The 12,834-nt window shown below is 63.3% G+C and carries 9 protein-coding genes and 2 pseudogenes; 7 read left to right on the forward strand and 4 right to left on the reverse strand.

The features are described 5' to 3' along the window. The 3 genes and pseudogenes from F6X39_RS31205 to F6X39_RS31215 all read right to left on the reverse strand — a co-directional run. The coding region (locus F6X39_RS31205) for an ESPR-type extended signal peptide-containing protein (protein ID WP_262414879.1) at positions 1–2,718 on the reverse strand (2,718 nt) is incomplete at its 3' end. A 901-nt stretch (positions 2,719–3,619) separates the two neighbouring features. Next, a pseudogene (locus F6X39_RS37125) lies at positions 3,620–3,701 on the reverse strand (IS6 family transposase); the annotation flags it as partial. A gap of 127 nt (positions 3,702–3,828) precedes the next feature. Then, positions 3,829–3,897: pseudogene (locus F6X39_RS31215) on the reverse strand (transposase); the annotation flags it as partial. A 66-nt stretch (positions 3,898–3,963) separates the two neighbouring features. Between F6X39_RS31215 and F6X39_RS31220 the strand changes: the two are divergent. From F6X39_RS31220 to F6X39_RS31235, 4 genes are all read left to right on the forward strand, one after another. Beyond that, positions 3,964–5,079 carry an OpgC domain-containing protein gene (locus tag F6X39_RS31220; RefSeq protein WP_187619443.1) on the forward strand — a complete coding sequence of 372 codons (1,116 nt, stop codon included), beginning with the start codon at positions 3,964–3,966 and terminating at the stop codon, positions 5,077–5,079. Beyond that, the gene (locus tag F6X39_RS31225; protein WP_187619444.1) at positions 5,076–6,770 is read left to right on the forward strand and encodes a tannase/feruloyl esterase family alpha/beta hydrolase; all 1,695 of its coding nucleotides are present in this window, start codon (positions 5,076–5,078) and stop codon (positions 6,768–6,770) included. Before F6X39_RS31220 ends, F6X39_RS31225 begins: the two co-directional genes overlap by 4 nt. A gap of 256 nt (positions 6,771–7,026) precedes the next feature. Next, entirely contained in the window at positions 7,027–7,953 is a 927-nt protein-coding gene (locus F6X39_RS31230; protein ID WP_187619445.1) for an ABC transporter ATP-binding protein, read from the forward strand. Continuing rightward, positions 7,950–8,711, forward strand: a complete 762-nt coding sequence (locus F6X39_RS31235; RefSeq protein WP_184037297.1) for an ABC transporter permease — start codon at positions 7,950–7,952, stop codon at positions 8,709–8,711. The genes F6X39_RS31230 and F6X39_RS31235 overlap by 4 nt, the downstream gene beginning before the upstream one ends. Before the next feature lie 76 nt (positions 8,712–8,787). Here the strand turns inward: F6X39_RS31235 and F6X39_RS31240 are convergent, their stop codons facing one another. Then, a complete protein-coding gene (locus tag F6X39_RS31240) occupies positions 8,788–9,789 on the reverse strand; it encodes a helix-turn-helix transcriptional regulator (RefSeq protein ID WP_187619446.1) in 1,002 nt (333 codons plus the stop codon). A gap of 182 nt (positions 9,790–9,971) precedes the next feature. Between F6X39_RS31240 and F6X39_RS31245 the strand changes: the two genes are divergently transcribed. The 3 genes from F6X39_RS31245 (at position 9,972) to F6X39_RS31255 (ending at position 12,774) form a co-directional block, all read left to right on the forward strand. Beyond that, positions 9,972–10,883, forward strand: coding sequence for a helix-turn-helix domain-containing protein (locus F6X39_RS31245; RefSeq protein WP_187619447.1), 912 nt, complete (start codon positions 9,972–9,974; stop codon positions 10,881–10,883). A gap of 299 nt (positions 10,884–11,182) precedes the next feature. Next, entirely contained in the window at positions 11,183–11,608 is a 426-nt protein-coding gene (locus tag F6X39_RS31250) for a DUF3830 family protein (protein WP_018424716.1), read from the forward strand. Positions 11,609–11,739: 131 nt separating this feature from the next. Continuing rightward, a complete protein-coding gene (locus F6X39_RS31255) occupies positions 11,740–12,774 on the forward strand; it encodes an SGNH/GDSL hydrolase family protein (protein WP_187619448.1) in 1,035 nt (344 codons plus the stop codon). The last annotated feature ends 60 nt before the right edge of the window (positions 12,775–12,834 follow it).

The raw sequence follows: 12,834 nt of genomic DNA on the forward strand, positions 1-12,834 counted from the left end.
CAGGTCCCTGGCCACCGTGATGGTCTTGCTGGTCGCGTCCTGCTGCACCAGGCCGACGCTACCGCCGTCCAGCTGCTGCGTCAGGTTCGTGACCGAGCCTTCCACGTTGGTCACGCGGCCGTCGATGGTGGTGATCGCCGTCGTGTTGGCCGCAATGCTGGCCGTGTTGGCCGTCACGTTCTGGTTGGTCGCGTGCAGCTGCGAACCGTTCACCGTTTCGGTGCTGGTGTCGCTCAGCGCACCGGCCTTCACGCCGCTCAGCGTGCGCGCGCCATCGGTGCCACCGAAGTCCACCGTCGTGCCGTCCAGGTCCCTGGCCACCGTGATGGTCTTGCTGGTCGCGTCCTGCTGCACCAGGCCGACGCTACCGCCGTCCAGCTGCTGCGTCAGGTTCGTGACCGAGCCTTCCACGTTGGTCACGCGGCCGTCGATGCTGGTGATCGCCGTCGTGTTGGCCGCAACGTTCGTCGCGTTGTCGGCGATGTTCATCGTGTTGGCCGCAATGCTGGCCGTGTTGGCCGTCACGTTCTGGTTGGTCGCGTGCAGTTGCGAACCGTTCACCGCTTCGGTGCTGGTGTCGCTCAGCGCACCGGCCTTCACGCCGCTCATCGTGCGCGCGCCCTCAGTTCCACCGAAGTCCACCGTCGTGCCGTCCAGGTCCCTGGCCACCGTGATGGCCTTGCTGGTCGCGTCCTGCTGCACCAGGCCGACGCTGCCGCCGTCCAGCTGCTGCGTCAGGTTCGTGACCGAGCCTTCCACGTTGGTCACGCGGCCGTCGATGCTGGTGATCGCAGCCGTGTTGGCCGCGATGTTCGTCGCGTTGGCCGTCACGCTCAGGTTGGTCGCGTGCAACTGTGAACCGTTCACCGCGTCCGTGCTCGTCGCGCTCAGGCGGCCTGCGGCCACGTTCGTGATCGTGCGCTCGTTACCTGCGCTGCCCACGCTCACCGTGCTCGCCGGGTTCGCACCGGCGAACGCATAATCCGTCCCGCCGATGGTCGCTCCACTGGTGCCCACCGCCGCAGACGTCGTCGAGCCTGCGCCCAGCGCTACCGAGCCCTTCTCCGTTGCAGAAGCATCGGCGCCCAGTGCCGTTGCCCTATCCACGGTCGTAGCAGCGTACGCACCAAGCGCAATAGCATCTATGCCTGCCGCCTGAGCGTGCGAACCGATCGCAATGGCCCAGCCGCCTGCCGCCTGAGCGGACGTACCGATCGCAGTGGCTGAGGCGCCTGCCGCATCAGCCATTGCACCAACCGCAGTGGCGTGGTCGCCTGCCGCCTCAGCGGACGAACCGATCGCAGTTGCGACGAACCCGCTTGCAGCCGCCGCCTGACCAAGCGCAGTGGCGTAGGCGGCTGCCGCCTGAGCGCGATTACCGATTGCAGTCGAGTTTCCCCCGCTGGCCGTGGCAGAGGCGCCCAGCGCCACATCATTCGTGTTGTTCGACACCGCGCCCATACCGATCGCCACCGAATCCTGACCCACTGCCGACGAATCCTCACCCGTCGAGTTCGCGTGGAAGTACTTCGTGCCCTTCTCGTACACGTCGGTGACCTGGCCACCGATATTCGTCACCTGGTCGTCCAGGCTGGTGATCAAGTTGGTGTTCTGGTCCACCTGCTGGTTCGTGGCGTACAGCTGCGAACCGTTCACCGCTTCGGTGCTGGTGTCGCTCAGCGCACCGGCCTTCACGCCGCTCAGCGTGCGCGCGCCCTCAGTGCCACCGAAATCCACCGTCGTGCCGTCCAGATCCCTGGCCACCGTTATGTTCCGGGTCGCTGCGTCGTGCTGCACCAGACCGATCGTGCCGTCGTTCAGGCTGTTGGTGACGTTCGTGATGTCGCCACTCATCTTCGTGATGTCGGCTTTGTTGATCGCGATGTCCTTGCTGTTGTCGAGCGCGATGTTGTGGATCATCACTAGGCCATCGTTGAGGTTATCCATCAATGAGGCGTTGCGGCGCACGCTTTCGTCGATGTTGGCAAACGCGTCACCCACGTTGTTGACCGTCGTACCGCCCACGCTGTAGCTCGGCGCGCTGATCGTGCCGTCCGACTCGATCGCCGCCCCACCGCCTAGCGCATTCACCACTCCGCCGAGCTGGCTCAGGTTGACAGCATCCGTACTTTGGGTACCTGCAGCCAGGTTCACAATCTGGCGTTGGCCGGTGGACGTGCCTACCGACACCGTATTCGCCCGGTCGGCCACCGAATTCACGCCCAAAGCTACGCTATTGGTCGCGGTGACCGTGCTCCCGAAACCGAGCGCCACAGAATCTGAGGCACTCACGGTTGAAGCTGGGCCGAAAGCTGCCGAGCGATCACCGTTGACAACGGCCATTTCGCCGAGCGCAATCGTGCCACCCCCGTTCGCCTCGGCTGAATCGCCGATGGCAATGGCCGAGCTACCGTCATAATTAACGTCGCCTTTAGCGTTTGCACCAGCACCAATCGCTATCGATCCAGGAGTGCTGGCAGAAGCAGCGACGGCGGTGCTGGTCGAATTGTCAATAGCAATGTTGCCATAGGCGCCAATAGGGTTCGCAACTTTAGCAGCAGCATTCCCACTGTAGCCGGCAATCACACCCAAGGCTACGCCGATGCAACCCATCACGCAGCGTGACTTGCTGCGCTTGCCGCGACGTGCAGTGTGCTCGGATGCAGCCACCCACGACCCAAGGGCTTCACTCCAGATGCTGACATAGGACTTGTTCATGACATGATTCCTTTTAAAGTTTGAAAAAGAACTGAGGTATGCGAACTAATGCCAAATCGCCGTTGCCATTTCTTGCTGTTCGATATCAGCTGCAAAAACGGGGGCGATGACGATCCAGAAAGCTCATGGCCGCAGTAAGAATCGGCCAGATTTCTGCCGAGTCAATCTGGGGCAGGCCTTTGCTAAATCTCTGTAACTGGGTTCAGTCTATATTTTTGAGATTGGATAAAAATAGGACCGGTCCGAATCGCGGGCCGGTATTTGAGCGCTGCAGCGCTTGAGATGGCGGCACTGCCTGCTAACGCGGAGAGCGTGGCAAGGTCAGAAATCTTGACGGGACGGCAGATAGTGGAAAGGGTGCCCTATGTGTTTCATCAACTGTCAACAGTTCAGCGATGCCCGTCGCCAATGCTTGCGCTGACGAGTGCAACCGCGCGCCGAACGGGTTTCAGTCGAGCTTCACGTAACAGGCGACGACCAGAAGTGAAGGCGGGGACAGGCGCAAACCGCAACGCCGCCCGCCACAGGCGGCTCAATCGACATCAAACACGCAACGAGTCGGAATCGCCGTATGATGCGGAAATCATTCCTTGCGTCCCTGATTCAGGTCCGCCATGCCATCACAGAGCACAGATTCCAGCAGGCATGGACGCGTGGTTCACACGCTCAACGGCGACTCACGCGTTGATGAGCCGAGCAGGCTGAACCGCTATCAGCGGACGCTCGTCATGGGCGCGGGCGTCGCGGTCTCGTTTGTCCTGGTGCTGTTGACCGGCGTTGTGCTGAAATCGACGGTCACGGACTACGTCGAGGATCGCTATACCGATTTCGCTCTCCGGCAGACTCGCCTGCAGCTGGAGTTTCTCGAGCGGGAAAGAACGCTGAGAGCCGCCATCCTCCATGAAGATATCGAGTTCAGTCCCGTGTTGATCAACAGCGCGCCACAGCAGGTAAGGCTCGCCGCGCAACGTCACAAATACTTCTGCCGTGCACGCCGCAGAGCCCCAACTGTGGTCAAGCGGTTAGGTGAGGACAGGAGTGCGACATGGTTTCCGCCAGCCACCGATCCCTTTAGCGAACAGCCCGCCATCCGGCTGGTCATGCCGGCCTTCGCTTGAGCGCGAAGTGCTGACGGATCGGACCGAAGCTCGATAAGAAAGCCTGCGTGCGTTCAGGATCGCACCCGCTGATGCGTGGCCATTGACGTTCTTGCGTGCCGCCAGCGCGTATTCTTCGAGAAGACGAATGGAAACCCCAGGCCGTGGCCGTGGACGATCGGTCGAAGTCGATTTCTTTCGCGGTATCGTGCTGATCGTCATCGTGCTCGATCACATTCCCGGTAGCACGCTATCGCATCTGATGCTGCACGCGTACGCGTTGTGCGATTCGGCCGAGGTGTTCGTGTTTCTCGGCGGCTATGCATCGGCGGCGGCGTATACGGCGGTGCTTGCGCATCGCGGCGAACACGCGGCGCAGCTGCGCTTCCTCAAACGCTGCGGGGAGATCTATCGCGCGTATCTGTTGACGGCGATGCTGACGCTCGTGTCCGGCGCGATTCTCGCGCTGCTCGATCTGAATCGGCCGATGGTAGAAATGACCGGCTGGCCGCCGTTCGCGTTGCAGCCATGGCGTCAGGCATTCGATATCGCGCTGTTGCGCCGGCAACCGTATCTATCCAGCGTGCTGCCGATGTACGTGCTGTTCGCGCTATGCGTGCCCGTGATGGTGCCGCTCGCGCGCCGCTCTGCATCGCTCGCGCTCGCGGTGAGCGTCGCGGTGTGGGTCGTCGCGCGGCCGCTCGCCGCGTTATTCAGCATTGACGCTGTCGCCGACTGGGCTTTTAATCCGTTTGCGTGGCAACTGATGTTCGTGCTCGGTATGCTGTGCCGCATCCAGCCGATCAGCGAACGTTTTCATGCGAGCTATACCGCGCAGTGGCTCACGCGCGTCGCGGTGGTCGCGGTGCTTGGCTTCGCGATGGTCAAACTTTTCGTGCTGACGCAGCCTTTGCCCGGCACGCACAAGCAGAATCTTTCAGTGGAACGTGTGATCAATTTCATCGTCATCGCGTGGCTCGCCGCCCAGTTCGTGCGGATGGGCAGTATCGCGTGGCTAGCGAGGCGGCTGCCCGCCGTCGTGACGGTGGGGCGCACCGGACTCGTGTGCTTCGTCACCGGCACGCTGGTGTCGTTGATCATCGACACGGCGACACCGCACACGTTTCACGGTTTTCGCGCGGTGCTGGTCGGGCTCGGCGGCGACCTCGCGGCGATCGGCGCGCTGCTGACGATCGCGCGCGGCTGGAGCGGCTGGAAAGGGCAGCAGTCGGGCGCACAGGCGAATGGCGCGGGTTGCGGATGACACGACGCGAGCGCGTCGTGCGCATCACGACCACGATGCGCACGACGCGCAAGCTCGTTGGACTCGCAACCGTGATGAGCGTCGTCGTGCTCGCGTGGCTCGCGATGCATCGCACGGCCGCGCAGGCCAAAGAGACGCCGTTCGCGATGCACTGCGCGGAGTTCGCGGGCGCGGTGCTGTCGCCCGAATTGATCGAGATGCCGACGGCCGGCGCGCTGATCGAAAGCGCGGCGATGATCGGTGCGACCGCGCCGGGCAATCAGCAAGGCGGCGAGTATTGCCGCATCACGGGCCGCATCAAGGCGCTGAATCGGACGACGCCCGACATCCGCTTCGATCTGAATCTGCCGAGTCGCTGGAATGGCCGTGCGTTGCAGATCGGCGGCGGCGGGTACAACGGCGTGGTTGTCAGCGGCACCGGCGTGATGCCGTTCTCGCCGGATCGCGCGCCGCTCGCGCAAGGTTACGCGACGTTCGGTGACGACTCGGGGCATGTCGGCGATTCGTCGCTCGCGGCGTTTGGTCTCGTCGATGAAGCGGTGACGAACTTCGGCTACGCGCATCTGAAGAAAACCCATGACGTCGCGCTCGCGTTGATCGCGCACGCGTACGGCAGGCCGCCGCAGCGCATGTATTTTGCCGGCGGCTCGACGGGGGGCCGCGAAGGCTACACGGTGTTGCAGCGCTTCCCCGACGACTACGACGGCGTGATCGCCAATGCGCCCGCGCTGAATTTTTCCGGCGTGCGGCTGATCGGCGTGAAGCTCGGCCAGGCCGAGTACGGTACGCCGGGCGGCTTCGTGCCGCCGGCGCTGCTCGAACGCGTCTATCAACGCACGCTCGAGGTATGCGACCGGCTCGACGGCATGGCGGACGGCATCGTCAGCGACGTCGAAGCATGTCGCGCGCACGAAGCGCAAATTGTCGATTCGCTGCGTTGCGCGCTGCGCCTTTCATCTGACGATGCGTGTCTGACCGACGCGCAACTGGCCACCTTGCTGGCGATGCGCGACGGGCTGTCGCTGCCGTATCGGCTCGCGTGGGACGTGAGCGGCTATCGCGGCTACAACGTGTTCCAGGGCACGCAACTGACCGGCGCGCTCGGGCTCGCGCATCAGCCGCGGCGTCAGCCGGTGCCGACGTTCTATGCGAACGGTTATCTGTTCGCGCAAGGCGACGGCTATCTGCGCTACTTCGTCGCGCGCGATGCGGACTTCGATTCGTTGACGTTCGATCCGCAACGCCCCGGCAAATATCGCGCGCAACTGATCGCGCTGTCGGGCACGATCGGCGCGATGAACCCCGACCTGTCGCGTTACATCGCGCATGGCGGCAAGCTAATCACGCTGCAGGGTCTCGCCGACGAAGTGATCAGCCCGAACCAGACGATCGCATATCACGACGCGCTAGTCGCGCGTTTCGGCAAGGACGAGGTCGATCGCTTCATGCGGCTGTACATGGTGCCGGGGTTTCAGCATGGCAACGGCGTGTTCATTCCATCGGTCGATCTGCTCGGCGCGCTCGACGCGTGGGTCACGCGCGGCGTCGCGCCCGAAACGCTGATGGCCACAGATCTCGCTGCGGCGACGAATGGACGCTCGCGGCCGCTGTGCCGCTATCCCGGGTTTCCGCGCTATCTCGGCCGAGGCAATGTAAATCTGGCGAGTAGTTTTGTCTGTGCGCAGCCCTGAGGTCTGAGTCGTCGCAGCACCTGTTTGGCCGGCGAGCCGCGCAACAAAGCGTGCGGACCAAGCCGGGGCTCACGCCCGACGAGCCGACAGCCCGAGCGCCACCGCCTTTTCGCGCACGTAGCGCCGCAACCGCACGATCTGTTCGTCCGCTCGCGTGCGCTGCACGCTTTCGCACTTTCCATTACATTGCGGATGCGGCGCGTTCCTTCGCGCCGTTTCCTGTCATTCAACAGCGGTGTCGGCCATCATCGAGTCCATGCAGCCAATCGTTTCGGTCAAGAATCTGTCGAAAACCTATGCCAGCGGTTTTCAGGCACTGAAGAACATCAATCTGGCGATCCACCGTGGAGAAATCTTCGCGCTGCTCGGGCCGAACGGCGCGGGCAAGACCACGCTGATCAGCATCGTCTGCGGCATCGTCAACGCGAGCGAAGGCGGCGTGACGGTGGACGGCCACGACATCGGCTCCAACTATCGCGCGGCTCGCTCGCTGATCGGCCTCGTGCCGCAGGAGTTGACCACGGACGCGTTCGAAACCGTCTGGGCCACCGTGTCGTTCAGCCGCGGCCTGTTCGGCAAGCCGAAGAACCCCGCTTACATCGAGAAAGTGCTGCGCGACCTGTCGCTCTGGGAGAAGCGCGACAACAAGATCATTACGCTGTCGGGCGGCATGAAGCGGCGCGTGTTGATCGCGAAGGCGCTGTCGCACGAGCCGCGCGTGCTGTTTCTCGACGAACCGACCGCCGGCGTCGACGTCGAGCTGCGGCGCGACATGTGGAAGCTCGTGCGCTCGCTCGCGGCGAGCGGCGTGACGATCATCCTGACCACGCATTACATCGACGAAGCCGAGGAGATGGCCGACCGGATCGGCGTGATCAACGCGGGCGAAATCATGCTGGTCGAAGAGAAGACCGAGCTGATGCGCAAGCTCGGCACGAAGCAGTTGACGCTGCAACTGGAGAGCCCCCTCGACACGGTGCCGGCTTCGCTCGCCGGCTACGGGCTCGCGGTCGCGAGCGGCGGCAACGAACTGACCTACACCTATGAAGGCGAGGGCGGGCGCACCGACATCATCGCGCTGCTGAAATCGCTCGACGACGCCGGTATCCGCTTCAAGGACCTGCACACCACGCAGAGTTCGCTCGAAGACATTTTCGTCAGTCTGCTTCGGGGGAACCCATGAACATCTACGCAATGCGCGCGATCTACAAGTTCGAAATGGCGCGCACGTGGCGCACGCTGATGCAAAGCATCATCGCGCCGGTGATTTCCACGTCGCTGTACTTCGTCGTGTTCGGCTCGGCGATCGGCTCGCGTATCAAGGAAGTGGAGGGCATCAGCTACGGCGCGTTCATCGTGCCGGGTCTGATCATGTTGTCGCTGCTGTCGCAAAGCATCGCGAACGCGTCGTTCGGGATTTACTTCCCGCGTTTCACGGGCACGATCTACGAGCTGCTGTCGGCGCCCGTATCGTATCTGGAGATCGTCGTCAGCTATGTGGGCGCGGCGGCCACCAAGTCGATCCTGCTCGGGCTCATCATTCTCGCGACCGCCGCGCTGTTCGTGCCGTTGCAGATCATGCATCCATTCTGGATGGTGCTGTTTCTCGTGCTGACGGCCGTCACGTTCAGTCTGCTCGGCTTCATCATCGGCATCTGGGCGGACAGCTTCGAGAAGCTGCAACTGGTGCCGCTCCTGATCGTCACGCCGCTCACGTTTCTCGGCGGCGCCTTCTATTCGGTGGACATGCTGCCGCCGTTCTGGCGCGCCGTCACGCTGTTCAATCCGATCGTTTATCTGGTCAGCGGATTTCGCTGGAGCTTCTACGAGTTGGGCGACGTCGGCGTCGGCCTGAGTCTAGGCATGACACTGCTGTTCCTCGCGGTGTTCCTCGTGATCGTCGGCTGGATCTTCAGGACCGGCTATCGCTTGAAAAGCTGATAAGACCGCGCGATTGGCAGAGGGCGCGACAGCGAAAAGCCGTCGCGCCCTCTTCATCGATACGCGCAGACGCCGACTACAACAGATACGCCTGCGCGACATTGATCAACTGCACGCGGTTGCGCACGTTGAACAGCTGCCGCAAGCGCCGCAGATGATAGTCGACGTTATGCGGCGACAGCCCGAGGAAATACGCGATTTCCTTGTCGCGCTGCCCCTGCACGACCGCCTTCAGCACCGCGTGCTGCAGCTTGCTGAGCGCGACGCGCTGCTGCTGCGCGGGCGCGATGCCGATCACGCTTTTCGCGTGCATCCAGATGAACTCATGAATCGAGTGCGCGAACATCAGCGTTTCCGCGACGATCGATTCGGTCATCCAGCGCGGGTTGCCTATCTCCGAATTGAAGCACAGGCTCGCGCTCAGCTCCGGCTCCGGCAGCGGCATCTGCGTGAGAATGCCGCTCTTGCGGCCGGTCGCCTCCAGCATGTCGATCAGCGCGCCGAGCCGCTCGCTGCGCAGCTGCGCGCGCGGCAGATCGGCGCGCAGGTCGGCGGTATTCCACAGAAACGGCATGCCGGTCGGCGACGCGAGCGCGACGCGCGGATCGAGCTCGAAATAGCGCTCGCGGAAATAGCGCGTGAGCCATGCCTGCGACTCGTAGCTCGTCAACACGAACATCGTCTTGTGATGCGAAGACGTGCGCGTGGCGGTATAGCTGAACGAGTCGAAGCCCAATTGCCTGATGCGCCGACGCACGAACTCCATGCGGTCCTGCGCGCTGCCGAACCGTCCGAGCGGACCGATCAGCGGCGCGGCCCGCCCCGCCGCGGGCGAGGGCGTGCCGATTTCTTCCTCGGTGAACAGAGTCAGAAAGCCACTACGACCCGCACCATTCGCGGTGCGGGGAGACATCTTCACTGCTTCAGCCGCGTGGGCTGATTGCGCGGCGTGCCGCGCGCCGGCCGGGTAAGCCGGTTGGGCGGATGCCGCTCTCGGGTGTGCTGCCGACTCGTGCCCGGCTTCGCCTTGCGGCGAGCCGGTCAGCCATTGCGGCAGCGTATCGCATTCATGTTCCATGAAACGGTAGCTCCGGCGTTCTAAACGCGTGAAAGACGACAACCTCAATGATTAGCGATTTCGTGAAATGTCGGTAGCCGGTTCCTTGCTATCATTTTTGTGATCTTGCGCTGACAGTGGACCGGCAATACGGGTACGGCGGCGTTTCTCCTTCCATACGGCACCTCCTTCGAGGGGATGTGATGGCACGAATTCCCAAGCTCACGACGACGCTCGCCTACGACCGCTACATGGCCGGCCAGCGACTCGTGTCGAGCGTGGATCGCGAGTGGCGGCATCTGGTGCTGCGCTCGTATCTCGAGCCGGTGCGGCAAGACCTGCTCGAAGCGCCCGGTTTGCGCGACTTCACGCTGATGACGCTCGCGAGCGGCGCCGAGCATCTCGAACGCAACCTCGGCGGAGCTTGGGAAAGCGCCGATATGCGCGTGAACGACCTGTGGTTCGTGCCGCCCACGCCGATCTCGTGGCGCTGGCATTCGATCAGCGACGAGCCGTTGTCTACGTTGCACGTGCACATCGAGCGCGATTTGATCGACAGCGTTGCGCAACAGATGGGGCTCGACGCGTCGCGTGAACTGTCGCTCGGCGACGCGATGCGCTTCAACGATCCGCTGATCGCCGCGATGCTTGCCGCGCTGCATCGCGCCGCCCGCGATCCGGCCGATTCGCGTCTGTATGTCGATACGCTGGCTCACGCGCTCGTCGCGCATCTGCTGCAGCACTATTCGAGCGGCAACGACGCGCGGCGCGGCGGCGTGACGCGGCCCGAACGGCTGGTGCCGCGCCGGATTCGCCGAGTGACCGAGTACATCCGCACCAATCTCGCCGAAGATCTGGCGATCGCCGAACTGGCCGAGCAGGCCGGCCTAAGCAGTTTTCATTTTGCCCGGGTGTTTCGCCGCGAGACCGGGGAGACGCCGCATCAGTTCGTGACGCGCTTGCGGCTCGAGGAAGCGGCGAGGCTGCTGCGCGCCACGGATCGAACCGTGCTGCAAATCGCGCTCGAAGTTGGCTTCGAGAATGCCAGTCATTTCTCCGTGCAGTTCAAGCGTGGCTATGGTGCGACGCCGCTCGCCTACCGGCTGCGCGCTTGAGATGCACGCCGGCTCATGCTTGCCTGCGCACGCCGTAACGGCTCGCCTTCTACAGTCGGAATCACGCACTTGCGCAGTGTGCTTTGCATTGCGCGGCTTGCAAACTACGAACTTTCGTGGCGGCGCGCGGTGCAAACTGGCATGGCACGTGGCGCAAGGCTTCGCGGTTCGGCCGGCTGCCCGCGATCGGGCGTGGTCTAACTGGACTGACCGCGGCGCCGACAACTGTATCTGTCGAAACCTTGCATCGGACGACAGAATCGAACCGCTTTTGAACCCCACATACCGGATAACGCGCCATGACCCGACTCAAGATGACCGCCTGCGGCCACGCCTTCATCGCCGAAACCCATCCCGATGCGCCGCAGACCGTGGCCGCGTTCCTGAAGCTGCTGCCGTACCGGCAGAAGCTGATACATGTGCGCTGGAGCGGTGAGGGCTGCTGGGTGCCGCTCGGCGAATTCAAGCTCGAGAACGACGGCGTCGCGGTCGGCTTCGAGAATCACACGAGCCATCCATCGGTCGGCGACATCCTGTTCTATCCGGGCGGCTATAGCGAGACCGAGATCATCCTCGCATATGGCTCATGCTGTTTCGCGAGCAAGATGGGGCAACTCGCGGGCAATCATTTTCTGACGATCGTCGAAGGCAAGGAAAAACTGCGCGAGCTCGGCACGAAGGTGCTGTGGGAAGGCGCGCAGGAGGTGGTGTTCGAGAGGCTTTGAGCGGGCCGCATTTCCTCGCTGGGCATACGCGATGCTTGTTTGAAGAGCCCCGTGCGGTCAGGTACCGTTCCGGTACCGACCACGCACGTGAGGCACTCGACACCGCTGGCCCGCCCGGCGAGGAGGAGCAAATGCGAGGCATAAATGACAAGGTCCGCGCTGTAGTTTTTGCCATGTCGATCGTGCTGCTCTCGGCTTGCGGCGGGGGCGGTAACGGCAGCGGCGGGTCGAGTAGCGGCGGCAGCACGGCGGCCGAGCCGGCTGGCGGCGTCAAGCTGCAGGTCGTGTCGTTCGGCGACAGCCTGTCGGACGTCGGGACTTATGCGCCGCTCGCGAGCGCGGTGGGAGGCGGGCGTTTCACGACCAATCCCGGCCAGGTGTGGGCCCAGGACGTCGCGCAATACTACGGCGATACGCTCAGCGCCGCGTTCACGATCGATTTCACGCATAAGCTGAGTGCGCAGAGCGGCCTCGGTTATGCGGAAGGCGGCTCGACGGTGGCGACGCCGGCGAACCAGTACGACTATCTGAGCGACGTCATCGGCAACATCGAAATGCCTGTCAATCAGCAACTGTCGAGCTATCTGAGCGCTCACGGCAGCTTCAACGCCAATCAGCTCGTGCTCGTGTGGGTGGGCGCGAACGATGTGCTCCGCGCCGGCAACCTGCCCGCCGCGGCGCCGATCGTGCAGGCGGCGGCCACGACGCTCGCCCAGCTCGTCGGGCAGATCGTGCAGAACGGCGGCGCGCATGTGGTGGTGATCAATCTGCCGAACATCGGGCTGTCGCCGAAGGGGCTCGCTTCGGCCGATGGTGGCGCGAACCTCACGCAGCTGTCGCAGCTTTTCAACGCTACGTTGAACGCCGCGTTGCAAACCGATGGGCTGCAGTCGAAGGTGATCGAGGTCGATTCGTACACGTGGACGAATCAGGTCATCGGAAGCTTTCAGGCGAACGGTTTTACCGTGTCGAATACCGGGCAGGCCTGCGATCCAAAGAAAACGCCCGATGACACCGCGCTGCTATGTTCGCCGGCAACCTACGTGAGCGCCAATGCGGATCAGACTTACATGTTCGCCGATGATTTGCATCCGACGACGCACATGCATGCGTTGTTTGCGCAGTTCGTCGAGCAGCAGATCGCGCATAGTGGGTTGGGGCGGTGAGGGGAGACTGCGGCGGGGCGCGCTATCGGCACCCCGCCCCTCAACCAGGCCGGGGTGCGC

This window comes from Paraburkholderia sp. UCT2, assembly GCF_014397665.1.
GTDB classification, from domain to species: domain Bacteria; phylum Pseudomonadota; class Gammaproteobacteria; order Burkholderiales; family Burkholderiaceae; genus Paraburkholderia; species Paraburkholderia tuberum.